The sequence below is a fragment of the Absiella sp. AM29-15 genome, from assembly GCF_003434225.1.
GTDB lineage: Bacteria > Bacillota_I > Bacilli_A > Erysipelotrichales > Erysipelotrichaceae > Hoskinsella > Hoskinsella hominis.
Map to the genome: position 1 here is coordinate 14,525 of NZ_QVFL01000018.1, position 23,415 is coordinate 37,939.

Annotated in this window: 26 protein-coding genes and 2 tRNA genes; 15 read left to right on the forward strand and 13 right to left on the reverse strand. The window is 36.0% G+C overall.

Features of this window, described 5'->3' with window-relative positions:
* Nucleotides 1-24 precede the first annotated feature (24 nt).
* The 3 genes from DW761_RS16400 to DW761_RS16410 all read right to left on the reverse strand — a co-directional run bounded on the left by DW761_RS16400 (nucleotide 25) and on the right by DW761_RS16410 (nucleotide 2,261).
* Nucleotides 25-825, reverse strand: coding sequence for a ZIP family metal transporter (locus DW761_RS16400; protein WP_117518787.1), 801 nt, complete (start codon nucleotides 823-825; stop codon nucleotides 25-27).
* A gap of 186 nt (nucleotides 826-1,011) precedes the next feature.
* Entirely contained in the window at nucleotides 1,012-1,515 is a 504-nt protein-coding gene (locus DW761_RS16405; protein WP_117451712.1) for a PocR ligand-binding domain-containing protein, read from the reverse strand.
* A gap of 56 nt (nucleotides 1,516-1,571) precedes the next feature.
* Nucleotides 1,572-2,261 carry an MBL fold metallo-hydrolase gene (locus tag DW761_RS16410; protein WP_158553837.1) on the reverse strand — a complete coding sequence of 230 codons (690 nt, stop codon included), beginning with the start codon at nucleotides 2,259-2,261 and terminating at the stop codon, nucleotides 1,572-1,574.
* 124 nt (nucleotides 2,262-2,385) lie between these two features.
* Between DW761_RS16410 and DW761_RS16415 the strand changes: the two genes are divergently transcribed.
* Nucleotides 2,386-2,895, forward strand: coding sequence for a flavin reductase family protein (locus DW761_RS16415; RefSeq protein ID WP_117518789.1), 510 nt, complete (start codon nucleotides 2,386-2,388; stop codon nucleotides 2,893-2,895).
* Nucleotides 2,896-2,926: 31 nt separating this feature from the next.
* Here the strand turns inward: DW761_RS16415 and DW761_RS16420 are convergent, their stop codons facing one another.
* Genes DW761_RS16420 through DW761_RS16430 form a run of 3 tightly spaced genes read right to left on the reverse strand, consistent with a single transcriptional unit; the run spans nucleotide 2,927 to nucleotide 4,684 of the window.
* Nucleotides 2,927-3,418, reverse strand: coding sequence for a GNAT family N-acetyltransferase (locus tag DW761_RS16420; RefSeq protein WP_117518790.1), 492 nt, complete (start codon nucleotides 3,416-3,418; stop codon nucleotides 2,927-2,929).
* A 48-nt stretch (nucleotides 3,419-3,466) separates the two neighbouring features.
* Nucleotides 3,467-3,700 carry a hypothetical protein gene (locus DW761_RS16425; protein ID WP_117451704.1) on the reverse strand — a complete coding sequence of 78 codons (234 nt, stop codon included), beginning with the start codon at nucleotides 3,698-3,700 and terminating at the stop codon, nucleotides 3,467-3,469.
* Between the two features lie 60 nt (nucleotides 3,701-3,760).
* A complete protein-coding gene (locus DW761_RS16430) occupies nucleotides 3,761-4,684 on the reverse strand; it encodes a hypothetical protein (RefSeq protein WP_117518791.1) in 924 nt (307 codons plus the stop codon).
* A 125-nt stretch (nucleotides 4,685-4,809) separates the two neighbouring features.
* Between DW761_RS16430 and DW761_RS16435 the strand changes: the two genes are divergently transcribed.
* The 3 genes from DW761_RS16435 (at nucleotide 4,810) to fumC (ending at nucleotide 7,430) form a co-directional block, all read left to right on the forward strand.
* Nucleotides 4,810-5,370, forward strand: coding sequence for a hypothetical protein (locus DW761_RS16435; RefSeq protein ID WP_117518792.1), 561 nt, complete (start codon nucleotides 4,810-4,812; stop codon nucleotides 5,368-5,370).
* Between the two features lie 292 nt (nucleotides 5,371-5,662).
* Complete coding sequence (locus DW761_RS16440; RefSeq protein WP_117518793.1) at nucleotides 5,663-5,947, forward strand: hypothetical protein; 285 nt, start codon at nucleotides 5,663-5,665, stop codon at nucleotides 5,945-5,947.
* A 118-nt stretch (nucleotides 5,948-6,065) separates the two neighbouring features.
* Nucleotides 6,066-7,430, forward strand: a complete 1,365-nt coding sequence (fumC, locus tag DW761_RS16445; protein WP_117451696.1) for a class II fumarate hydratase — start codon at nucleotides 6,066-6,068, stop codon at nucleotides 7,428-7,430.
* A gap of 68 nt (nucleotides 7,431-7,498) precedes the next feature.
* Here the strand turns inward: fumC and DW761_RS16450 are convergent, their stop codons facing one another.
* Nucleotides 7,499-8,671: an NAD(P)-dependent malic enzyme gene (locus DW761_RS16450; RefSeq protein WP_117518794.1), complete on the reverse strand. Its 1,173-nt coding sequence runs from the start codon at nucleotides 8,669-8,671 to the stop codon at nucleotides 7,499-7,501.
* Between the two features lie 169 nt (nucleotides 8,672-8,840).
* Here DW761_RS16450 and DW761_RS16455 point away from each other — a divergent pair, with 169 nt between their 5' ends.
* The 6 genes from DW761_RS16455 to DW761_RS16480 all read left to right on the forward strand — a co-directional run bounded on the left by DW761_RS16455 (nucleotide 8,841) and on the right by DW761_RS16480 (nucleotide 14,623).
* The gene (locus DW761_RS16455) at nucleotides 8,841-9,689 is read left to right on the forward strand and encodes a metallophosphoesterase family protein (protein WP_117518795.1); all 849 of its coding nucleotides are present in this window, start codon (nucleotides 8,841-8,843) and stop codon (nucleotides 9,687-9,689) included.
* A gap of 125 nt (nucleotides 9,690-9,814) precedes the next feature.
* Entirely contained in the window at nucleotides 9,815-10,258 is a 444-nt protein-coding gene (locus DW761_RS16460; RefSeq protein ID WP_117518796.1) for a potassium channel family protein, read from the forward strand.
* Nucleotides 10,255-10,917 carry a potassium channel family protein gene (locus DW761_RS16465; protein WP_117451688.1) on the forward strand — a complete coding sequence of 221 codons (663 nt, stop codon included), beginning with the start codon at nucleotides 10,255-10,257 and terminating at the stop codon, nucleotides 10,915-10,917. The genes DW761_RS16460 and DW761_RS16465 overlap by 4 nt, the downstream gene beginning before the upstream one ends.
* Nucleotides 10,918-10,921: 4 nt before the next feature.
* Nucleotides 10,922-12,400: a TrkH family potassium uptake protein gene (locus tag DW761_RS16470; RefSeq protein ID WP_117518797.1), complete on the forward strand. Its 1,479-nt coding sequence runs from the start codon at nucleotides 10,922-10,924 to the stop codon at nucleotides 12,398-12,400.
* Between the two features lie 38 nt (nucleotides 12,401-12,438).
* Nucleotides 12,439-13,944 (forward strand): DUF4118 domain-containing protein, encoded by a 1,506-nt coding sequence (locus DW761_RS16475; protein ID WP_117518798.1) that lies wholly within the window; start codon nucleotides 12,439-12,441, stop codon nucleotides 13,942-13,944.
* Nucleotides 13,937-14,623, forward strand: a complete 687-nt coding sequence (locus tag DW761_RS16480) for a response regulator (protein WP_117451683.1) — start codon at nucleotides 13,937-13,939, stop codon at nucleotides 14,621-14,623. Before DW761_RS16475 ends, DW761_RS16480 begins: the two co-directional genes overlap by 8 nt.
* Nucleotides 14,624-14,673: 50 nt before the next feature.
* Here DW761_RS16480 and DW761_RS16485 read toward each other — a convergent pair whose 3' ends face one another.
* From DW761_RS16485 to DW761_RS16495, 3 genes are all read right to left on the reverse strand, one after another.
* Complete coding sequence (locus DW761_RS16485; RefSeq protein WP_117451681.1) at nucleotides 14,674-15,093, reverse strand: hypothetical protein; 420 nt, start codon at nucleotides 15,091-15,093, stop codon at nucleotides 14,674-14,676.
* A complete protein-coding gene (locus DW761_RS16490; RefSeq protein ID WP_117451679.1) occupies nucleotides 15,059-15,589 on the reverse strand; it encodes a DUF1836 domain-containing protein in 531 nt (176 codons plus the stop codon). The genes DW761_RS16485 and DW761_RS16490 overlap by 35 nt, the downstream gene beginning before the upstream one ends.
* Nucleotides 15,590-16,209: 620 nt before the next feature.
* On the reverse strand, nucleotides 16,210-17,205 hold the full coding sequence (locus tag DW761_RS16495; RefSeq protein ID WP_117451677.1) for an asparaginase: 996 nt from the start codon (nucleotides 17,203-17,205) through the stop codon (nucleotides 16,210-16,212).
* Between the two features lie 212 nt (nucleotides 17,206-17,417).
* Between DW761_RS16495 and DW761_RS16500 the strand changes: the two genes are divergently transcribed.
* The 4 genes from DW761_RS16500 (at nucleotide 17,418) to DW761_RS16515 (ending at nucleotide 18,992) form a co-directional block, all read left to right on the forward strand.
* A tRNA-Glu gene (locus DW761_RS16500) sits at nucleotides 17,418-17,493 on the forward strand.
* A gap of 76 nt (nucleotides 17,494-17,569) precedes the next feature.
* The gene (locus DW761_RS16505; RefSeq protein WP_117451675.1) at nucleotides 17,570-18,424 is read left to right on the forward strand and encodes an alpha/beta hydrolase; all 855 of its coding nucleotides are present in this window, start codon (nucleotides 17,570-17,572) and stop codon (nucleotides 18,422-18,424) included.
* 67 nt (nucleotides 18,425-18,491) lie between these two features.
* Nucleotides 18,492-18,567: transfer RNA gene (locus DW761_RS16510), tRNA-Asn, on the forward strand.
* Between the two features lie 170 nt (nucleotides 18,568-18,737).
* Nucleotides 18,738-18,992 carry a DUF2500 family protein gene (locus DW761_RS16515; RefSeq protein WP_117451673.1) on the forward strand — a complete coding sequence of 85 codons (255 nt, stop codon included), beginning with the start codon at nucleotides 18,738-18,740 and terminating at the stop codon, nucleotides 18,990-18,992.
* A 45-nt stretch (nucleotides 18,993-19,037) separates the two neighbouring features.
* Here DW761_RS16515 and DW761_RS16520 read toward each other — a convergent pair whose 3' ends face one another.
* The 3 genes from DW761_RS16520 to DW761_RS16530 all read right to left on the reverse strand — a co-directional run bounded on the left by DW761_RS16520 (nucleotide 19,038) and on the right by DW761_RS16530 (nucleotide 22,097).
* Nucleotides 19,038-19,358 (reverse strand): DUF2500 family protein, encoded by a 321-nt coding sequence (locus DW761_RS16520; protein WP_117518799.1) that lies wholly within the window; start codon nucleotides 19,356-19,358, stop codon nucleotides 19,038-19,040.
* A gap of 76 nt (nucleotides 19,359-19,434) precedes the next feature.
* Complete coding sequence (locus tag DW761_RS16525) at nucleotides 19,435-21,444, reverse strand: UvrD-helicase domain-containing protein (RefSeq protein WP_117451669.1); 2,010 nt, start codon at nucleotides 21,442-21,444, stop codon at nucleotides 19,435-19,437.
* Between the two features lie 77 nt (nucleotides 21,445-21,521).
* Nucleotides 21,522-22,097: an N-acetylmuramoyl-L-alanine amidase family protein gene (locus DW761_RS16530; protein WP_117452010.1), complete on the reverse strand. Its 576-nt coding sequence runs from the start codon at nucleotides 22,095-22,097 to the stop codon at nucleotides 21,522-21,524.
* 127 nt (nucleotides 22,098-22,224) lie between these two features.
* Here DW761_RS16530 and DW761_RS16535 point away from each other — a divergent pair, with 127 nt between their 5' ends.
* Complete coding sequence (locus DW761_RS16535; protein WP_117451667.1) at nucleotides 22,225-23,148, forward strand: aldo/keto reductase; 924 nt, start codon at nucleotides 22,225-22,227, stop codon at nucleotides 23,146-23,148.
* Nucleotides 23,149-23,415 lie beyond the last annotated feature (267 nt).

Here is a 23,415-nt window from a genome sequence, read left to right on the forward strand (position 1 = left end):
CATCGATTTACTCCTCCATTTCAATTATCCAAGCGCAACATCCATGATCATCATAATCAAAAATCCTGCCATAAATCCAAACGTTGCCGCATGTCCATGATCTGAAAAATGCGCTTCTGGAATTAGCTCCTCTACTACAACATACACCATGGCTCCTGCCGCAAAAGCTAGTAACCATGGCATGACAATCGTAGCACTGCCTGTGATTGCCACAACCGCAATACCCGCAATGGGTTCCACAATACCTGATAAAGAGCCATAAAGAAATGCTTTTCCTTTACTACAGCCTTCTTTTTGAAGTGGCAGGGATACTGCCGCTCCTTCTGGAAAATTCTGAAGCCCGATACCAAGGGCCAGTGCCACAGCTGCAGCAAGTGATATAGAGCCACTTGCTGTTGCGCTCATCGCAAAGGCTAATCCAACAGCCATTCCTTCTGGAATATTATGCAAAGTAACCGCAATTACCAGCATAGATGTTCTTTTCAAGCTGGAGGAAGGCCCCTCTGGCTCCTCACTTCCCGGATGTAAATGAGGAAGTATCTTATCCAGCACATTTAAAAATACTGCACCTAGTATAAAACCAGCCCCTGCCGGCAACCACTCTATCATGCCTAAATCTTTTGCCTGTTCCATTGATGGAATCAATAAACTCCATACACTTGCCGCTATCATTACACCAGCCGCAAAGCCCAAAAATATGGATTGCCAGCTTTGTTTCATTTCTTTTTTGAATAAAAAAATCGTTGCTGCTCCAAGGGTTGTCATCAAAAATGTAAAACCTGTTCCTATGGCTGCCAGCAGATAAGGATTTGTGATGTTTTCCATATCTAACACCTCCTACCCTTATTATATGGGAATTCTTTATAGAATTCCATTCATTTGATTATTTCTATATATCTTTTGGCAGTAAAACATCTTTGGCATGATCTCGCTCATTTTGATCGATATCCACAGCACTTTGCTTGATTTTTTCCATTTTCCCTCCAAAAAAAAGCCGATAAATCATCGGCTTTATGCTTCACTAACATCTTCCCACGCATCTAAATGATAACGTAGTAAATCTTTCAACAACTGAATACTGGAAGTCATTTGATTTTCATTCATTGTCTTGTTTTTTCTATAGTTTTCATAAATCATATCACGGTTGATATGATACTCTTTACTCAGATAATCTGCCCAAATGTCAGCTTCTTCCCATTGCTTTCTTGCTAAGATTCCTTCCGATACGATGACACAGTGGAAATCATGATAATGAACAGGTACTGCCCATTTGATCAATCCTGCATGACAGGAGTAGATACATTCTTTATCGATTTCTCTTGCGTTATCATATGTTTCTTTTGTACACTCTTCACATTTCTCCAATGCCTTTGTGCTCAACTTCAAACATTTACAGAAATAATTCTTTTCAGAAGCACTTTGTATCTCCGTATTATCGTATACAATATAACTTCTCAACCCTGTAATTCTCTGATAATCATCTAATACTTTTTTCACTACATCCTTAATTTCCATAATTCTATATTCCCTTCTTCTTTCATTGCTCTATGAAAAATATAACACACTTTGTGTTAAACTTCTATAGTAAATTGTTGATTTTCTTCTTTGACATCCATAATTTTATCACGATATCCTACACTTTGCGTAAGCCTTTTCATTTTTTCAACTATTTTATAATTCTTCCACATATGCATTGGAAATACATAATCGATATCCATTTCATGCAGATAGGCATCCATACCATAATAGAACTGTTCTTCCTGTCTTGGATCTAGTACCAGAAAGGCAATATCGATATGGCGATGCTTTAATTTTTCTATACCATGATAAAACAATGCTTTGGCTTCTTCATTTTCAGCATCGGTATTTTCATCCTGCCAATGCCACCAGTTTAAATCTCCGGCGTGATAAATGCTTTTTCCATTCACTTCCACAAGATATGCCAAGCCTTCATCACTGGAAGGAAAACTCTCTATACGCAATCCATTAAGATGCAAAATCTGAGAAGCATGCATATGGCATACATTTTCATTGGTATTGATATCATCTGGTAAAATACAGGTCACGTTATGATATGTTTTCATAAACGTAAATATTTTTTTCTGGTAATGATCTTCATGTGCGTGTGATACAAAAATATATAATGGCTTGCGATGGTCATAATTAGGAAGCTTTCCTTTATAATAATCAAACAACAAACAGCAATCTTCCATTTCCACAAAATATCCACTATGATATATAAATGTTACTTTACATTTCATCCTTATCACTTCCTTGTACATAGTGTAACACGATTCTTTGAAATAAGAAACCAATAGCCATTTGCAATTACTTGTAAATTCTTGTCAGCGCGCATATAATAGATACCGAAAGAGAGGTCTTTTTATGAGCGAATTTAATATTAGTACACCAGAAGCACTACATGGCGATCCTTTTACCATGATTGGCAAAGAATGGATGCTTGTGACAGCAATGAAAGAAGATGGAAGTGTCAATACCATGACAGCTTCATGGGGTGGTGTTGGTATCCTTTGGAATAAGAAAGTGGCATTTGTATTTATCCGCCCACAGCGTTATACAAAGGAATTTATTGATGCACAAGAACATCTGACATTATCTTTTTATGATGAATCCCATCGTAAAGAGCTGGCTTACTTTGGTAAAGCTAGCGGTCGTGATGAAGATAAGATTGAAAAAGCCGGGTACCATACGATTAAAGAAAATGGCTATGCGTATTTCTCAGAAGCCAATACCGTATTAAAATGTAAAAAGCTGTATGCACAATATTTAGACAAGGAATGTTTCCTTGAAAAAGATCTGATTGAAAAGAATTATCCACAAAATGATTTCCATATGATGTATGTTGTGGAAATTGAGAATGTACTTGTAAAATAATGAATAAAGTCATGCGATATGCATGACTTTTTTATAATAGATTTTCAGACTCTAATGTTTTAGATAATACAAGTATGGTGATATCCTTCATTTGTTTACTGCGCCCATTTGGTAAAAAACCATGTTTTTTCCAAAAATTTTGCGCATGTGCGTATCCTTCGATACATCCAAGTTCTATCTTTTGAAACCCTGCCTGTTGTGAACGTGCACATATCATTTCCACAATCTGTGAAGCTATGCCCTTTCCTTGCTGTTGTTGATCAACGATCAGCCAGCCGATATATGCCGTATCATCACTTGGATATCTTAAGATGAAATCCAATATTGCCACAAGATGATTTTCTTCATAAAACCCCATGAAATATTTATCATCTACCGTTTTTCCAGGTGGTACTGCGGATAGATCAGCTTTTAGATTTTCTATGGTAGGCTGTTCATGAAGATAATCATAATATTCCTTATTACCTAAACAAAGCGTCAATACTTCATTTAAATCTTCTTCTTTGATTCTTCGAATATCCATATATGCTCCTTTCTGAAAAAAAGAGAACAAATCGTTCTCTTTCCTTTGTTACACATGTTCAATAATTACGACTTCCACTTTCTTATCACTTGGATAGTATTCATATGTGATCTTAGCCAGATTGGTATCTCCTAAGTTCTTTGTCAATACACGAGTAATATTTTCAGTCAATGTCTTGGCATCTTTTTCACTTTCACAAAAATAATCAATAGAGGTAGTAATATGTTTTCTGGCAGAAACATTCTTTGAAATTTCTTCACTTAAACGAATCGTATTTTTCATAAATCAACGTCTCCTTTTTACGATATTCATTCTAACACGTTTCAGGTTTGAATAAAAGTCCTAATACGTTGTCATCTCAAAATCAAAATCATCCATTTCAGGATAATCATCCAAAGCTTCTAAATAAACATAGATATGATGCTCCTCCATATCCAGACTTACACGATATGCTTGTGTTTGGGCAATTTCTATAGATATCATTTGTCCACTATAATTTCCTTGCGCATATCCAGCCAGGGTATATTGTAAAATATCATGTAATGCTTCTTCTGATACGCTTTGATCTAACTGGTAGATGATTTCATCATCCGTTTCTTCGATGTGATATTCTACATCTGGCTTATGATAATCCAAAGAATAAGAATAATCATATACGATATTGCATTGATTTATTTTTTCATTATACGCAGATGCCTTACGTGTAGAATGTGGCTGCATATAGGAGATATAACGTATCATTTCCTCCTTTTCATTACGTAATTCATAGGTAAGGAATTCATCACTATCATTATTTACTACCATCACATCTTCTGCACCTTCACGTTTTACTTCACATTTTAAATTTTCAGGTGCTTCATCATGATAGGTTGCATAATCTTGAAAATATATATAAGATTCAGGTTCTTCCTCATTGAAATTATCAAACAAACTCGTCACAATGGACACAATAATGATAAATGCAACGACAATAAGCGTGAATCCTTTTTTGATGTTTTCAGAATTTAGTTGAAATGGCTCCTTCTTTTTAACTTCCTCGTAGTATGGATGTTCCCCTTCATGCATGTGTAACGCAGGGCGTTTAGAAGATGTAGAACGCCTTGTTTTTTCCTCGTGTTGATCCATACAGATATCATCTTTTACTAAATCCAGTTCCTTTTCGTGCGCAAGCATTTCCATGGGTCTGGTATTTCTTCCACAGATTTCACATGTATGATCATTGGTTTTACTGCCACAGAAGGGACAATAACGCTTTTTTGGGTCCATATTGTATCCCCCTTTCGCTTTGTTCCTTCTATTATACGATAAAAAAAGACAAAACTTCTACATTGTATAGTAAATTATCGTAAAATTGGTATATAATAAAAGAAGAAATGAAAGGAGCAATTCTTATGAAACATGTAATGTATGGAATTGAAGTTGCTGATGTAAATGATTTCGGGGGATGGATTGGCTATGAACCTGTATGCGATGAACTTGCGGAGGTTTTAAATGGACATGTATATCTGTTCTTTCAGAATGAATATCATATCCGCCAATTTGCGGAAGGCAGAAAATTTGTGATCAATGTAAAAGATGATTCTTTTGGCAAGAAGATTGAAAAAGCCAGAATTATTAAAGCAATCGTTGAGATTGGTACACCATTAAGTATGAATGGTTATGAAGTAAGTGCACCATCTTATGCTCGTAATGTGATTAAGCCATTAAGCAGAAAAACTGGCTTTATTCCTGAAAAAGAAATTTATACATTTGCGGATAAAGAATACGCAGAGATGAAAACAGATTTCAATTATATTGCGGATTTGATGAAACGTACATCTATCGAAGATGTAAACTCATTGATTGGAGCAACAAGTTTTGTGAATAAGAATCTGACATATCACTATCCTCACTATTTCCTGATTGGTTTAAATCAAGTAAATATTCTAGATAACGATTATCAGATTGCATAACGTAAAAAGGAAGTTGACATATACAACTTCCTTTTATAAACGAATGTGACGTTTTTTTCGTGTTAAGGCATAGGCTGCGATCAATGCCGTCACAGATAATAAGATCGTTGATTTTTTCATGTCTGCTCATCCTTCCTTTCTTATCTACAGTATACCCTTATCTTATGTTTTATGCCTTAAGTAAGGCTTACATTTACCTAACACAAGTGTAAGGTTGCATTGTTTTTTCATGTTTTTTCTGTTATACTACACACGTTGAAAGGAATGTAGCAAACTACATACAGGTGATTTCATGGGACAAAAAAATGGTATGGGGATTGCTTCTATGGTATTGGGTATTGTTTCTGTATCCTTTAGTGCTGTAGCGATTCCAATTGGTATCTTTTTTCAGTTATGGGGATGTTTTATATCCGTATGCAGCATCTTATGTGGAATAATCGCCATTGTATTAGGGGCGAAATCAAAAAATCTATATCCCTGTGGTACTGCGATTGCAGGTTTTGTAATGGGAATTATTGGTGTCAGTATTCATACGATCATATTCCTTTGTTTTTTATTGCTTCATATCTATCTTTGATGAATGCACGCTGCATTCATTTTTTTATATCCTAGTGCTAGGAAGGATTCGTCTTTTTTTATGCCCTTTTTTCTGTTAAAATGGATACTGTAGGATAACGTCAAAGGAGAGATCAAGAATGGAAAAAAGAGTAGAACATGATTCTATGGGTGAAGTACTTGTTCCTGTAGATGCATACTGGGGTGCCCAGACACAAAGAAGCTTTGAGAATTTTCAAATCAGTACAGAAAAGATTCCAATGGAAATCATTCGTGCTTTTGCGATATTAAAATCAGCTGCCGCAATCACAAACAATCGCTTAGGTAAATTAGATGATGAACGCTGTCGTCTGATTACGACGGTTTGTGAAGAAATCTTAGATGGAAAGTTAAATGATCATTTCCCATTAAGTGTATGGCAGACTGGCAGTGGTACACAATCCAATATGAATGTGAATGAAGTAATCGCCAATCGTGGAAATGAAATTGCCGGTATCAAGCTGTTACATCCAAATGATCATGTCAATATGTCACAAAGTAGTAATGATACATTTCCTACGGCAATGCATATTGCGGCCGCAATGGAAATTGAAGATAAATTATTACCTAATCTGAATGCTTTTATTGAAACTTTACAACAGTTAGAAAAAGAAAATGAAGGAATCATCAAAAGTGGAAGAACCCACCTGCAAGATGCTACCCCAATCAAGTTTTCCCAGGAAATTAGTGGATGGCGTGGTATGGCTGAAAACAGTCGTAAACAGATAATCGCATCACTTGATGGTTTACATCATCTAGCGTTGGGAGGTACTGCTGTGGGGACTGGTTTAAATACCCCAAAGGGCTTTGATGTAGAAGTCGCAAAGGCTGTCAGTGAACTTTCCGGACGCAAGTTTGAAACAAATCCTAATAAATTCCATGCCTTAACAAGTAAAGATGATTTGGTATTTGCCCACGGTGCTTTAAAAGGTCTTGCGGCAAATATGATGAAGATTGCCAATGATGTACGCTGGTTAAGCAGTGGTCCACGTTGTGGCTTGGGAGAAATAAAAATCCCTGAAAATGAACCAGGTAGTTCTATTATGCCAGGAAAAGTCAATCCAACACAATGTGAATCTATGACGATGGTTGCTGTACAGGTAATGGCAAATGATACAGCGGTTGGAATTGCCGCAAGTCAGGGTAATTTTGAATTAAATGTATTTATGCCGGTATGTATTCACAACTTCTTACAATCTGTTCGTTTATTAAGTGATGGTATCCATTCCTTTATCATTCATTGTGTATCCGGCATCAGTGCTAATAAAGAAAAAATGCAATATTATGTTGAACATTCTTTGATGCTTGTTACTAGTTTAAATCCATATATCGGTTATGAGAATGCCGCAAAATGTGCGAAAACAGCATTTAAAGAAAACATTTCATTAAAGGAAGCTGCTGTAAAATTAAATCTGTTGACAGCTGAGAAATTTGATGAAATCGTAAAACCTGAAAAAATGGTATAATAAAACGCTCAAATCGAGCGTTTTTTTTGTATAAGAAAAGCGATAAATCATCGCTTTTCTATCTGTTATTAAATTCTTGCGACGCCGCTTTTCTTTGCAGCTTCTGCGACTTTTTCCGCAACTACTTTTGCGACACTCTTATCTAAAGCACTTGGAATGATATAATCCACACTTAAATCTTCATCACTAACCAAAGATGCGATACCTTCTGCAGCCGCAACCTTCATATCTTCATTGATATCACTTGCTCTTACATCTAATGCGCCTCTAAAGATACCAGGGAATGCCAATACATTATTGATCTGGTTAGGGAAATCACTACGTCCTGTACCAACGATATATGCTCCAGCTTTTTTTGCTAAGTCAGGCATAATTTCAGGAACTGGATTTGCCATAGGAAGAACGATTGATTTTTCATTCATGCTGGCAACCATTTCTTCACTTACGATACCAGGTGCACTGACACCGATAAATACATCGCTGCCCTTCATTGCATCCGCAAGGCTGCCTTTGATATTTTCTTTATTTGTGATTTCAGCCATTGCAGTCTTATCTGCATTCATGCCTTCTCTGCCTTTATAGATGGTACCACGACTATCGCATAATACAACATCTCCAAAGCCCATCTTGATCAATAATTTCGCAATCGCAATACCAGCAGAACCAGCACCATTGATTACCATTTTCAATGTACCCATCTGTTTACCAGTTAGTTTTACAGCATTTAATAAAGCTGCTGCTGTAACGATTGCAGTACCATGCTGATCATCATGGAATACTGGAATATCACAGATTTCTTTTAGTTTTGCTTCAATTTCAAAGCAGCGTGGAGCTGCGATATCTTCTAAGTTGATACCACCAAAGCTTCCTGCCAGCAAGGATACTGTTTTTACGATTTCATCTGTATCTTTGCTTCTGATACATAAAGGAATTGCATTGACACCGCCAAATTCCTTAAACAATACACATTTTCCTTCCATAACCGGCATACCAGCTTCAGGACCAATATCCCCAAGTCCAAGTACTGCAGTGCCATCTGTTACTACCGCAACGCTGTTGCCTCTGCCAGTTAATTCATAAGATTTATTAATATCCTTTTCGATTTCCAAACATGGTGCAGCAACACCTGGTGTATAAGCCAGAGAAAGATCATCTTTATTTTCTAATTTCATCTTTGGCGTCATATCCAGTTTGCCTTTCCATTCATAGTGTAAACGTAAACTCTCTTTTGCGTAATCCATCTTCATTCCTTCTTTCTTTTCCACATTTAGTTTAACATAAACCCTATCTGATAGAAACAGCGAAACCACGTTTTTTACTTTAATTTTCTATCCTAACAATAGGAAATTTTCTACCTTTCTCATAATCTTTTCCATCACATCCATACTATAGGATAGAAAGGATGATTTTATGAAAACACCAAAAGAAGTTTATCATCAGCGAATCGCCAATGAAAAGCCATTCATCACCTTTGAAATGCTTGCGGATATTCATCAGATATCCTGCTTCAAAGATAAAACCCTGCGCCGTGCTTTTGATGATATCAAACAACGGGATATCCATTATCTTTTTTGCTTAGGCGATCTTACCAACAACGCCTGTTTTTTTCAGTTTCGTGCGTTTTTTTCTTTATTGAATCCCTATGGATTTCATCATTTGATTGCTTTAGGCAATCATGACCTATATCATGCCCATCATGATGAAAGCATGCGCATTGATCCTACATGTAAACGTTATGTCTATCGTCATGAGGTATATTATAAAGAAGAACTAAAGGGTTGTTCCTTTTATGTATTGAATACCCAGAAGCCGCAAAAGGATAATATGTATTTTGAAAAAGATCAGTTAGAATGGCTGCAAGATGACCTGAATCAAGATAAAAACAACTGGAAGTTTGTATTATGCCATCATCCCCTTGCCAATACCCACCCTGGAAGTGAACGAAGGGATATGCATATTGGATATCAAAATGCCCAGCTGGAAAAGATTTTACTGCATCATCATGTTATCTATATATCTGCTCATTTACATAACAGCTATTCGCTGCCTGCTCTGTATTTAAACAAAGATATCCTGTGTGTGAATGTACCTGCCTTTCATCAGGTTGAACATGGTATCAAAAAGGATCAAATCGGTATGCAGATACAGGTTTTTACTGATTTTCTATATATTCGTTTTTACGATTATCAAGAACATCGCTTTCTTGACAGCGTTACCTATATCTATGATCATAAACATCGCATCATTCATATTATCTAAAACTGTATAATTACAGTTTTTTTATGGAAATCTTAACACAATCTTTATATCATACAGGATGTGTTTACACTTTCTTTATACCTTTACTGATAATATATAGGCGATATAAGAAGGAAGGTCTTTATATGTTTCAATTTCTAAGAAGTAAAAAGGTTTTTATCGCCGGATGCGGGCGGTTTGGTTCTTTACTGGCAAGTGAATTAAGTCATGAAGGTTATGATGTTACCATGCTGGATATCGATGAACAGGCGTTTTTACGATTGCCTGATTCTTATGATGGTTTTCAAGTAACAGGTGATGCCTGTGATCAGGATGTTTTGGAACAATGTGGTATCGATCAATGTGATATTTTCATTGCGACTACCAATTCTGATAATATCAATTGCATGATTGGAGAAATCGCAAGTACCATTTACCATATACAAGATGTATATGTTCGTTTATATGATCTAAGTAAAGAAGAACTGTTGAAGGATACAAGTATTAAGGCAATCTATCCCACACGATTATGCCTTTCAGCGTTTTTAAAACTAAATAACCATATGCCTGTGGAAGATAAAACTATATGAAAATCGTTATTGCAGGCGGCCGCAATAAAGCGGATTTTTTAATCGCCTCCCTGTTAGAAAAACAACATGAATTGATCATTATCAATGATGATAAAGACTATTGCGCCTATTTGTCTTCTAAATATGATATTCCCGTCTTTATTGGAAACCCATGTAAAGCCTATGTATTAGAGGAAGCCGGTATTGAAAAAGCTGATATCCTAATTGCTCTTCGTCCAAATGATCCCGATAATCTGATTATCTGTCAAATGGCAAAGAAACAGTTTCATGTAAAAAAATCTGTAGCGACGGTATCTAATCCTAAAAATGTATCGATATTTAAAAAGCTGGGTGTAAATACGGCGATATCTGCCACCCATATGATTGCCAAAATCATTGAACAGGCCAGTACGATTGAAAACCTGATCAATTCTCTTTCCTTAGAAAGTGAACACATTGTGCTGAATGAAATTCTATTGCCTCATGAAAGCTCGCTGTTGCATCAAAAGCTGAAAGATTTAAATATCCCTGAACACTTGATTATCTGTTGCATTATCCGAAACACACATATGCTTGTGCCAAATGGCGATACCATGTTATATGCCAATGATAAGCTGTTGATTTTATCAGAAATCAAGAATCAGGATGATGTTTTACACTATTTCGCCAAGGAGTCATGATACTATGCAAAATAAAAATGAAATTGCGGGATTTCCCCTGATTTTTGGTTATATCGGCGTCTTGCTGATTTTGATTGGTACAATCACATTACTTCCCTTGCTGATCCTGTTTTTTTATCCACAGGATATCCATGAAGCAAAATATTTTATTGTTCCCGGTATTGTGGCAATTTTAATTGGATATTTGATGAGTTTTACCATTCGTGGAAAAAAGAAAGGACGGCTAAAGAAAAATCAGGATGCCATCATCGTTGTCAGTTGCTGGATGCTTGCGATTTTGATTACTGCTCTGCCTTTTATATTCAGTGGAAAGTATAATCTGACACAGGGAATATTTGAAACGACCAGTGGCTGGAGTACAACCGGATTAAGTGTAGTAGATGTTTCAAAGACATCCCATTTGTTTCTTATGCATCGCTCAACTGTTTTGTTTTTTGGCGGAATAGGTCTTGTGTTGGTCATATGCAGTGTATTATCCGATACATATGGAATGCGTTTATACAACGCAGAAGGACATAATGACCGCCTGCTTCCTAATCTGATTAAATCTGCACGTATTATTATCACTATTTATTCTGGTTATACACTTGCAGGTATTATCTTATATGTATCCTTTGGTATGCCTGTTTTTGATGCAATCATTCATTCCATCGGTGCTTTGTCTACTGGTGGTTTCTCTTCACAGCCAGACAGTATTGCACATTATCATTCCATCGCAATTGAAGTGGTAACCATCGTGTTGATGTTATTAGGAAATATCAACTTTTTCGCACATTTATTCCTTGTGAAAGGCAAATTTCGACATTTCTTTCAATATTGTGAAATCCGTTTTTCCTTTATATTGGTCATCATCGCTACCATGATCATTACCATTTTGTTTATGAACCAATTTGCGCAAAATCTGCCAAGCGCTTTTCGTATGGCGATATTTCAAGTCGTATCTGCCTTAACTACAACAGGATTTCAAACACTGCCTAATTTTCATGTCTTATCCAGTGGCGCGCTTTTGATTATGATAGTTTTACAGTTGATTGGTGGAGGTATTGGTTCCACTGCCGGCGGTATCAAACAATATCGTGTATATATCCTATTAAAAGCTATTGTATGGCAAATAAAAGCACAGTTTTATCCTAGCCAGATGGTATGCAGTCATAAGATTCAAAAAGTTGATAAACAAATCGAAATTCAAAAAGCGGATATCGCCTCTGTTGGCACCTATGTATTCTTATACCTGCTTATTTTCTTTGCTGGCTCTTTTCTATTATCCCTGTACGGGCACTCTTTACAAGATGCCATGTTTGAATTTTCCAGTGCTTTATCCACTGTCGGTTTATCCTGTGGTATCATGAATTATGATGCCCCAACGCTTGTTTTATGGACTGGCATCTTCGGTATGTTTTTTGGCAGGCTGGAAATTTACGTTATCATTTTAGCGATGATGCAATGTCGAAATGATATCAAACATCATGGAATCCATTGCTGAATCCTGTTATAATACCCATAGCATAAGGAAGTGACATCATGAATTACCCTTATATAAAAAATACAATCATTACCGGTATCATCATTTTGTTATGTACCCTATTGGCCTTTGTATGTAACGATTTAAACATTCGTACTGAAAATATCATTATGATCTATTTAATTGGCGTTGTTTTTATCATCATAGAAACCCATCATCTACTTTGGGCAATAATCAGTTCACTGTTAAGTGTGCTGGCATTTAATTATTTCTTTACCGACCCCTATTATTCCTTAAAAATCAATGACTCAAACTATCTGATTACGATTTTTATCTTTTTGATTGTATCTTTTATCACAACATCGCTTGTCAATAAACTTCAACAGCACGCAAGAATATCAAAGCATAATGAAATGCAGACCAAAGCACTGTATGAAATCACACGCAGTTATTTAAATATGTCAGATACAAAAGATATCTTGAAGCATCATATACAGACCTTATACGATTATCAGGGAATCATTACTGAGATTTATTATAAAGAGGATGGACAAGATTCATTTACCTATTATCCCCATCCTGATAAAGCTTTTTCTCAAAGAAGTGATGAACAGCTTGCGAAATGGTGTTTTATGCAGGATCAAGAATGTGGTTTCCATACTGCCTTTTTCGATCAAAGTAAATGGTCGTATCATCCTTTACACAATCACCATGAGTGTTTAGGTGTCTACACGATTTATCATGAAGATGATCGTGATGAATCTTCCATCTTCATACATACCCTGATTTCCCAGATGCTCATGGCACTAGAACGTGAAAATCTATATGAACAGCACCAGAAAAACAAGGTAGAAATCGAAAAAGAAAAACTTAGAAACAACCTCTTGCGCACCATGTCCCATGATTTGCGTACCCCTTTAACCAGTATTCAAGGCTCCTCTTCTTTGATTATTGAAAACTATGATACCCTGGATGATGATACGATTTTAAATCTTATAAAAAATGTGGAAAGTGATGCACTCTGGTTAAATCAGCTGGTAGAAAATCTATTGAATATGACCAGAATTCAGGATGGCAGATTATTGTTAAATAAGCAGATTGAAGTGGTGGATGATTTGATTTTAGAAGCAATCCATCGTTGTGAAACAAGAAAAGGCGAACACAGTATACATGCACATTTACCTGAAACACTGGATACGGTCTATGTTGACGGGCACCTCATTATACAGGTACTGATCAATTTTATTGACAACGCTATCAAACATACACCAGATACTTCGCATATTGATATCTATTATCACAATGAAAAAGATATGGGCGTATTTGAAGTCATTGACGATGGAGATGGCATCGATTCAACTATCCAGCATACACTGTTTGAAAGCTTTGTGACCACCAAAAATGACAGAAGCGACGCAAAACGTGGTGTAGGCCTTGGATTATCTATCTGTAAAGCGATTATAGAAGCACATGGTGGAATGATATATGCACACAATCAGAAAGAATCAAAAGGCGCAGTCTTTGGCTTTCAGATTCCTAGAAAAGGAGGCACAAACAATGGATGACACAAAAATTCTGGTCATAGAAGATGATCACAACATTACTCGTTTTTTAAAGGTTTCCTTAGAAACCAACCATTATAAAGTATTGCTGGCAGAAAAAGGAATTGAAGGAATCTCACGCTTTCTTTGTGATAACCCAGACTTGATTCTGCTTGATTTAGGACTTCCGGATATCGATGGCACAGAAGTGTTGTCACAGATCCGTGCACAAAGTGATGTACCGATTCTTGTTGTTAGTGCCAGAGGACAGGAAAAAGAAAAAGTAGATGCATTAGATATGGGCGCAGATGATTATATTACCAAGCCTTTTCATATCAATGAATTACTCGCAAGAGTACGTGTGGCTTTGCGCAAACACACTCCTGATATCATCAAAGAAAAGATATTTACCTTAGATACTTTAACCATCGATTTTGAAAAACACAAAGTATTTATTGAAAACAATGAAATCCATTTAACCCCCATTGAATATAAACTGCTGGTACTGCTTGTGGAAAATAGTGGCAAAGTGTTGACTCACAGCTATATCATCAAACAGATCTGGGGTTATGCCAGCAATGAAGACTCCCAATCCTTACGTGTGTTTATGGCAAGTATCAGAAGAAAAATCGAAAAAGATACTGCCCATCCCCGTTATATTCTGACAGAAGTTGGTGTGGGTTATCGCTTTGTGGATGCATAGAAAAAGTGAAGAACGTGTAATATTCATGTTCTTCACTTTTTTATCATATCTTATGCATTTTCTTTTTGTTTACGCTTTAATTCTGAAGTCTTTGCACTGACTTTATAATAAATCTTATGAAACCTCTGCAGAAATTCCTGATCCGCATCACAGATAGCTTGATAAAACTTTTGTTTAGCATGTTCATCATACATATCAAACAAGAATTTATATGCATCATATAGATCAAAACACTCTACACCATAGGTACCACATCCACCACAAAAACAAATCAGTTCTTCCAGATATGCTTCCATATGCTTCGTAACCATCGCTAATTTCTCACGATTAGAAGAATCAAAGATAGAACGACTTATCAAATGTACGCCGCCTTTTGTTTGATTTTCTACATATTTTAGAAAATCCAAAGAATCTTTTTGTAGCTGAAAGCCTAAATCAATCGTCTTTTCCAGTGTCAGTATCTCGCTCATAATTTCTCACCGCATCTCTCACATATGCTGTATATGCTACAGCCTGTATCGTATTTCTGATCAAATCCACAATCGGACTGCCTTCATCATCACTTGGAATATGCTTTACGCGCTTATGTGTACAAATACTATATAAGCAGCATTCCAGTTCTGCACAGAAATAATCATATGCCTGGTCCTGTGGATACATATCCATTTGTACCCGTATCAAATCACTGATTTCATCCATACGGAATACTGTTTTCAATATACAAACAACAATCAGATAAGCCAAATGCTTACGATTATATCGTTTTTTTACCGGTGGTGTTACGATTCCATGTTTCACATAATTGTTAATCATGGTAGAAGTGATTGCTTTGCCCTGCTGTTCCAGACAGAAGTCTTTTAAGTATGTATTTAACAGTGTCACGACTTGATCCATATAAAGATCCATATCGGGCAGTTCTTTCCATCTTGGACAATGGAACGCCGTGAGTGTCGTATCATTTTTCATTAATATCACCAGTTTTATTTTATCATTGTGGGTATGGCTTGTCAAATGATTAAATACCAAATTATCTGTTTTTCAATACTAGATGATACAAATATCGAAATTAAATGTAAAAACCAAACAATATTCCATGAAATATACAATTTTTTATGCTTTCCCATATAAAAGAACATCTAAAAATTAAAGATTTTTGAACAAAATCATCTTAACGCATATGACTTGTCTTAGTTGACAAGGATGATATCACCAATTTGTATGCCAGATAGAAACAGCCTGCCGCCATACCGATACCTAATATATTAATTATCCAGTTTACCATATCGGATTCCCTCTTTCTTTATACATTTTTTTGTAAAGAATTGTGTCAAGAAAAACGATATGCCTTAAACCTTGGCATATCGCTCACATCATTTTACTGCTATGATCATTTGTTTTAGATACAGATAACATCATTTTTACTACGATCCATATTATCAATATCACAAGAATGATTCCCATCAAAGTCATCAATACTTTCAACATTATGACCACCTTCTTTACAGTTATATGATAATACGATTCATATAAAAACAGTGTAGTTTCTTGTGTCCATACTGTTAAGATTGTATAAAGAAAAAATCACATTATTTCAATGTGATTTCATGAACAAAACTTGTTTCAAATAATTTCTTTACTTCATATGGATTCTGGGTTTTGCCAAGTGCCCACATAAGTTTTGTTAAAGCCGCTTCACTGGTCATATCATAGCCTTGGATCACGCCTTTTTTCAATACTTTCTGACCAGTTTGATAAATTGAAAAATCACTGTTTTCATATAAACACTGAGAGCACACAACAACACTGATACCTTTTTGAACGATTTCTTCTAACTTACTGATTAGATCACGACGGATAAAATTGATACCGCCGGCACCAAATGCCTCAATGACGATTCCTTTAAATTGCATATGTGTTAATGCATCAAAGATACCTGGATTCATTCCCGGTGTCAGTTTGATTAAAAAAACATCTGTACATAATTGATCTTCCAGCTTGAAAGCACCATCTACGTGAATCAACAAATCTTCTCGAAAATGCAGACCTCTGGCATCCACGATTCCTGCAGGTTCTATATTCACACTTTCAAAGGCATCAAAGTTCATCGTGCGTACTTTTACTGCACGTGTTGCTAACATGATTTTACGATCAAAACAGATATAAACACCTTGAATGTTCTGTTGAACTGCCTGAAATGCTATACGGATATTATCTACACCATCACTTAATGGATGAATCAACGGTAGTTGTGAACCTGTAATCATCAACGGTATAGGAAGATTTCTTAACATGAATGACAATGCACTGGCTGTATATGCCATCGTATCTGTACCATGACTCAACACAATGCCATCATAGTCCTGATATACCTGTGCAATCCTTCTGGCTATGATTACCCATTCCTCAGGCTGCATATTACTGCTGTCTAAGCGTAATAAGTCCTCACAATCAATATGGATTGCCTCATCATGCCATCCAAGGTAAGAAAGAATTTCTTCACTTGTTAAGGAGGGCACCAACCCTTCTTCACTTTGAGAAGAAGCAATCGTACCGCCGGTTGTTAATAATAGTATTCGCTTCATATGTATTTCACCTTATCACTTTCCACCCGTTATTATACGAAAAAAATAAGTCTACGTACAGTATTTTAAATATCATTTTATTCAAATGCATATGTGCCATATATGATGAAAAAACAAAAAAATACAAAAAAAGCAAAAAAAGACTTGCCAACTTTAAATTCCTATGCTATTATATTATAGCACTTGCGCTGGTAAGCAAGTTTCATATAGATGGCGCGTTGGAGAAACGGTTAACTCACATGCCTTTCACGCATGCACTCACGGGTTCGAATCCCGTACGCGTCACCATTTAAAAATACAGGACAGTTCAAAGAATTGTCCTTTTTTCATATCCATACGCGTAAGGGATGGGTAAGGAGGCAATATGACAGATACACAATTACAGGCAATGCTGAGCTTTTTAGAAACAAGTACAAAAAAAGCTTATGAAGAAGATGAAGTACCAAAGGATAAAAAGATCATCGAAGATCTTAAATATCTTGATGATCAAGAACCCATGCATACACTTGATGTTATATATCCTGATTACAAACAGGATACATATCCTTTTATTATATATATCCATGGTGGAGGATTTTGTATGCACCATAAAAATGAAATCTATCGTCATCATGCATTACGTCTGGCAAATGATGTTTTTGCTGTTGTGAATATCAATTATCGTTTGGCGCCAAAAGCTTCTTATCAAGATATGATAGATGATCTTCATGCAGTTTTATCTTATCTACAACAATGTGGTAGACAACTGCATCTTGATTTAAAAAGAATGTTTGTGGCAGGAGATTCTTCTGGCGCATATTTAGCCAGCTATCTTCCTTTTCTTGTACAATCATACACACCTTTAGATATGAAAAGTATTGCATGCTGTTGTGGCTTGTTTGATTTTGATACATTCCTTCAGGACAGTACTTGTAAATTCCCTATCAAAAAAGAAATGCTGCATCTTTTATTTCAGGATGATATCCCAAAAGCAAGTTCAATACTTTCTAGAATCACTCCTTCTTATCCCCCGGTATATTTAATGGATAGTGCCTATCAGTCATTTTCAGGTGAAGCAAAACGCATGAAAGCTGTCTTAGACAAGCATGCTGTTTCCAATGCGCTGTATATCATTCCTAAGGAGGAAAAACTTCCGCATAATTTTCAGTTATTATGGAAATATCCACAAAGTGCCATGGTCTTAGAAACCATTTTTGATTTTTTCCATCAGTATTTATAACTTTTTTGAAAAAATCTATTGCATTATATCGGGATATATGATATTATAATCAAGCAATCGACGACATGCCTTAGTAGCTCAGTCGGTAGAGCATCCGGCTGTTAACCGGCAGGTCACAAGTTCGAGTCTTGTCTAAGGCGCCAGATTGCTGAATAAAGTCTGTAACCTTATGGTTATAGACTTTTTTTGTGTTTACTCGAACAAAAACCTAATGTTCGAGTCATAATGCAATGTGATACAACCCGCTTTACAATCCATCATAAAAATGATTTAATAAAAGAAATAAAAGATATCATTGTGGGAGGGATATCACATGAAAAATGAACGTATAGAAATACAGGCTACATTATCAGAAAAAAAGGATGGCGATTATTTTCCAATACCCGGAAAAGTTCCCCAGCCAACCCAGATTTATGAATTGCATTTTGATACAGAAACAGGGCCTGTCATATTAGAGGTCAGTGCTTTTGAATATGATGTAGTAGAAGTTGGAGATCATGGAGTACTTGTCTATGAAGGTAATAAACTAATATCCTTTGGTGACAAAATAAAGGAATTTCACATGTAAGAATCAAAAAAAAGGCAGAAATCCATTTAGGAAATCTGCTTTTTTTTACATTACAAACTCTTTTATTTTATCCGCAAAACTGATGATTTCGTTACAATATTTGTATTCATCATACACCAGTCTGCCTTCATCACCGACAGATACATTGCCAAACTCAAATTCACTGACTGTTGCGACAACTTCTTTTCCATCATCACAGAGAAATGTCAATTCAAAGATTGGTTTTTCTACCGGCATAACATCTCCACTCAACAAATCGTCAATTGGCTCATCTGATTTATGAATCAATTTCGCCTGTGTATCTACACGTCGGATTGGTTGAATCGATTTTTCTTTTTTCTTCTCTTTTTTTAGAAAACCAAACATCTTACAACCCTCTTTCTATCCGAGGTTTATTATATCACACAAGTAGGGGTTCTCTTTGTGATAATTTGATGAATTTTTATGGTAGATCAATCAAATCATTCTGAATACATAATTTTGCGTTCAATGTTTTTAATTCATTGGCAAACTGTACATGCATCATACCATCACTAATTTTCATAATACGACCTAATCCAAGCGTCGCATGAACGATTTTCTTGCCACGTTTTAAATCAGATAAACGCACCTTTTTGGGTTGTGAATCCATACTGGTATCTCTAACTGGCTGATTTTCCTCTGGCTGTTGATAAATTTCAAATAAGAAGCCAGATAATTCCATTTTTACCAAAGAAGCCTTTTTAAATGTAAAGAATTCCAAATGCTTAAGTGCACGTGACATTGCGATATAGAACAAAGAACGTTCATATTCATCATATACACCGGTTTTAGGGAATAAGGTATTCATACAATCTAATACATATACATTGTCATATTCCTGTCCCATGCTTTCTTCGATACTGCAGATTTTTACATTCGCCAGATCCATACTGTTAAAATCCGCAATTCTTTGCATATGCATTACAAAATCCTTAGGTTCAGGATATCGTTCTGCCATGGTATATAATGCCAGCAGCGCAGGATGTTTTTCATTTGCCTGATGCTTATCTAAATAATTTCTATAATTAAATTCTTTTAACACAAAAGAAATCATGCCCAATGTGTCTTTCATTGCTGCCAAACGAATCTTTTCCATTCTGCCAGCCAGCTTTTTCTTACTCACTGCACGTAAAGAACTATCCATCAATGCCTGATAGATATCCATGTCCTGTAATTGCATACATTGTGCAACTTCAGGGAAAACACGTTGTGGTATATCTAAGTGGAAATGATCCTGTACCTGAATAAAAGCATCCAGATCATGGGCATTGCTTAATAATCGGATAAAGCCAACCATATCTGCGATTAACGTATCCTTTAATAAGTTTTTCAGACTCTTTGAACAATAGAATGCGACTTCTTTTTCCATGAACATATCAATCAAAGGCAATGCCATTTCTTCATTGCGATATAAAAAGACATGCTCCTGCATCATATCTGCAGACACTGTTTCATATGCATAAGAATATACACGATCCAGATTAGAGAAGCCTTTAAACTTCACTTCACCATCTTCTTCACTCGCACAGACTCTTGTTTCATGAGAGAATTTGTTCATGATTTCCTGTATCATCTTCGCATTACGATAGTTTGTTTCAAGTGTATAATTTTGAAGTCCTGGATATGCAGTATCCAAAGTATCTAACGCTTCAGGGAAAGCACAGGATACTTTCTTGCAGCTTGCTGATTTATCAGCTAACGCAAATAACTGTGCATGATCTCCACAAACAGAGCGAAGCAGCATATGTCCAGCAAAACTGATTTCCTGTGCATCATCTACTTGTAGACAGCTGATTGCCTGATGACAGCCTTCTAATACATCCTGATCACTACGTAGGATACATAAAGCTTCCACCAATACGTCATCCATATCATAAAACTGTTTTGTTTTACGATTTTTTTCATACATCTTATAGATAGCAGGAAAATTCATTCCTTCCATCTGTACTTTATCAATCTGTGATTCACTCATCAACATATTCTTGCAATGAGCAATCTGGTATAAGACTTCATCCAGCTTATCATTTGTAAGTGACAAGGCGAACATGTCTTTGCATATTTTTTTCACAAAGCTCTTCACATTACGGTATGCAGGCCATACGGATATCCCTTTTGCTTCATGATCCATCTTAATGATCTTATATGCCAGCGCATGCAGATCAATAAAATGTGGCATTGCCACCCCATCATAAAAATGACGGAACTCTCTAGTCAGCTGTTTTGCACTTTTTCCATCCCGTGCAATGTTCCATATCTGATCCGCTTCCATCTGTTCACATTCGATCAGATAAGCGCTTCTTGCTTTCAGTAGGGTTGTCTTACCACTTCCGGCACTCCCCTGCACCAGAACATGGGAATGTTGTCTTAGAAGTTGTTTTTTCACGTCTTCTAGTTGTACGTTGTAACTTTCAAAAAATTCTTCAATTTCCATATTCTCACCAATTAGTCATTATACATGATTTTTTCAATAATTTCTAACCTTATTCGAGAAATTTTTCTTGCAAACCCTTACAGTTGATATGGCAGTCCAAAGTATTCCAAAAGTCCGATATAAATGCCAAAAGAAAAGGCAAATTGTTTATCGCGCAATATCTCAACATCATGCAGATTTGTTAAATAACCCAGCTCAATCAGCATTGCTGGCATTCTGGTTCTACGAAGCACAAACAAGCTTGGATTCACACGTACCTGATTATTTTTCATACCTGTAAAATATACCATGTTATCCAATACGATTTCTGCCATGTTATAGGCAACACTGTTTTCTCTGAATACATAAATCTCTGAACCATTGATTGCAGGATTGGGATTGCTGTTCACATGAATACTGATAAAATAATCCGCTGGCCATCCATTTGCCATATCCACCCGCTGTTGTAAAGACGTTCTTTGATTTGTTCCCAAAACAGTATCCGGATATCTTCGCGATACCCTTACCTCAAAATTAGGATCCGCAAACAATAACCCCGCCAGCATGATCCCCACGTTATACGTAATTTCACTTTCAACCAAGCCATTGCCACTTGCTCCAGCATTGATATCGCCTGGATTGTGTCCCTGATCAATAAATATTTTAATTGCCAAAATCATTCATCCCTTTCTCTGTATCCTATCAAAATATGAAAAAAAGGTTTGTGTGTTTGTACCATTTTGATTGTTTCTTGTGGGCAGATAGCGTACAATAAAATCATAAGAAAAAAGGAGAAAAAAAATGAAGCAAATAATAATCAAAGAAAAAAAAGCCAGTGCACTTGTACAAGGCTGTATGCGCATCAGTGTGCTACATGATGATGAATTAGAACAGTTGATTAAAACCGATTTGGCTTGTGGCATCAACTTCTTCGACCACGCAGATATCTATGGCGGTGGAGAATGTGAAAAAGCTTTCGGACGTATATTAAAGAAGGAGCCACATCTACGTGATCAGATGATTCTTCAAAGCAAATGTGGTATTCATCGTGGTGAACAAATTACCTACTATGATTTCAGTAAGGATTATATCCTGTCTTGTGTAGATCAAAGTTTAGATAACCTGCATACAGATCACTTAGATTATCTGTTGTTACATCGCCCGGATGCCTTAATGGATCCAGATGAAGTGAATGATGCATTTGATATATTGTATCAATCAGGAAAGGTATTGCATTTTGGTGTGAGTAATCAATCCCCTGCCCAGATGGAATTAATGAAAAAAGGTGTACGTTATCCATTAGAAATCAATCAGATGCAGCTTAGTGTCATGCATACGCCAATGTTAGATGCAGGATTTAATGTAAATACCATGTTTGATGGTGCAATCGATCGTGATCAAAGTGTAATAGAGTATTGTCGTATACACGATGTTACCTTACAATGCTGGAGTCCCTTTCAATATGGCATGTTTGAAGGTGTATTCTTAAATAACGAAAAATTTCCTGAAGTAAACCGTGTGATTGATGAATTAGCTGCCCATTATGGTGTCAGCAACAGTTCTATTGCCGTTGCCTGGTTATTAAGGCATCCAGCCAATATGCAGGTAATATTAGGTTCTACTAATGTGCATCGTATGTCTGAATTAGTAAACAGCTGTGACATTGAGTTAACAAGAGAAGAATGGTATCGTATTTACACTGCAGCAGGAAATATGTTGCCATAAACCAAAACCTTACAAAAGATTATAAAAAGGGGCTGTAACGAGTAGTCATCAATGATAGACTATGAGAGTTACAGCTCTCTTTTTCTTTGAAATTCAAGAACAATGCGTGAAATATCATCATGTGCTATGTCATTTTAGAAAGAAAGATTAAAATTTAATGGCAAAATAGTTTGATATGTTGTATAATCTTTCTTAGGTAATATATTTAACATAAGCAATTAAATTTTACCAAAGAAAAAGCACTTTTTCCAGTTTTGGGATAAGTGC

Coding starts and splice junctions, on each gene's coding strand:
- DW761_RS16410 (WP_158553837.1), bottom strand. CDS start 2,261: ATGAAATGTAAAGTAACATTTATATATCATAGTGGATATTTTGTGGAA.
- DW761_RS16420 (WP_117518790.1), bottom strand. CDS start 3,418: ATGGATATTCGAAGAATCAAAGAAGAAGATTTAAATGAAGTATTGACG.
- fumC (WP_117451696.1), top strand. CDS start 6,066: ATGGAAAAAAGAGTAGAACATGATTCTATGGGTGAAGTACTTGTTCCT.
- DW761_RS16495 (WP_117451677.1), bottom strand. CDS start 17,205: ATGAAGCGAATACTATTATTAACAACCGGCGGTACGATTGCTTCTTCT.
- DW761_RS16490 (WP_117451679.1), bottom strand. CDS start 15,589: ATGAAAAATGATACGACACTCACGGCGTTCCATTGTCCAAGATGGAAA.
- DW761_RS16475 (WP_117518798.1), top strand. CDS start 12,439: ATGAATTACCCTTATATAAAAAATACAATCATTACCGGTATCATCATT.
- DW761_RS16425 (WP_117451704.1), bottom strand. CDS start 3,700: ATGAAAAATACGATTCGTTTAAGTGAAGAAATTTCAAAGAATGTTTCT.
- DW761_RS16440 (WP_117518793.1), top strand. CDS start 5,663: ATGGGACAAAAAAATGGTATGGGGATTGCTTCTATGGTATTGGGTATT.
- DW761_RS16465 (WP_117451688.1), top strand. CDS start 10,255: ATGAAAATCGTTATTGCAGGCGGCCGCAATAAAGCGGATTTTTTAATC.
- DW761_RS16460 (WP_117518796.1), top strand. CDS start 9,815: ATGTTTCAATTTCTAAGAAGTAAAAAGGTTTTTATCGCCGGATGCGGG.
- DW761_RS16435 (WP_117518792.1), top strand. CDS start 4,810: ATGAAACATGTAATGTATGGAATTGAAGTTGCTGATGTAAATGATTTC.
- DW761_RS16505 (WP_117451675.1), top strand. CDS start 17,570: ATGACAGATACACAATTACAGGCAATGCTGAGCTTTTTAGAAACAAGT.
- DW761_RS16450 (WP_117518794.1), bottom strand. CDS start 8,671: ATGGATTACGCAAAAGAGAGTTTACGTTTACACTATGAATGGAAAGGC.
- DW761_RS16430 (WP_117518791.1), bottom strand. CDS start 4,684: ATGGACCCAAAAAAGCGTTATTGTCCCTTCTGTGGCAGTAAAACCAAT.
- DW761_RS16515 (WP_117451673.1), top strand. CDS start 18,738: ATGAAAAATGAACGTATAGAAATACAGGCTACATTATCAGAAAAAAAG.
- DW761_RS16415 (WP_117518789.1), top strand. CDS start 2,386: ATGAGCGAATTTAATATTAGTACACCAGAAGCACTACATGGCGATCCT.
- DW761_RS16480 (WP_117451683.1), top strand. CDS start 13,937: ATGGATGACACAAAAATTCTGGTCATAGAAGATGATCACAACATTACT.
- DW761_RS16400 (WP_117518787.1), bottom strand. CDS start 825: ATGGAAAACATCACAAATCCTTATCTGCTGGCAGCCATAGGAACAGGT.
- DW761_RS16405 (WP_117451712.1), bottom strand. CDS start 1,515: ATGGAAATTAAGGATGTAGTGAAAAAAGTATTAGATGATTATCAGAGA.
- DW761_RS16455 (WP_117518795.1), top strand. CDS start 8,841: ATGAAAACACCAAAAGAAGTTTATCATCAGCGAATCGCCAATGAAAAG.
- DW761_RS16525 (WP_117451669.1), bottom strand. CDS start 21,444: ATGGAAATTGAAGAATTTTTTGAAAGTTACAACGTACAACTAGAAGAC.
- DW761_RS16520 (WP_117518799.1), bottom strand. CDS start 19,358: ATGTTTGGTTTTCTAAAAAAAGAGAAGAAAAAAGAAAAATCGATTCAA.
- DW761_RS16485 (WP_117451681.1), bottom strand. CDS start 15,093: ATGAGCGAGATACTGACACTGGAAAAGACGATTGATTTAGGCTTTCAG.
- DW761_RS16535 (WP_117451667.1), top strand. CDS start 22,225: ATGAAGCAAATAATAATCAAAGAAAAAAAAGCCAGTGCACTTGTACAA.
- DW761_RS16470 (WP_117518797.1), top strand. CDS start 10,922: ATGCAAAATAAAAATGAAATTGCGGGATTTCCCCTGATTTTTGGTTAT.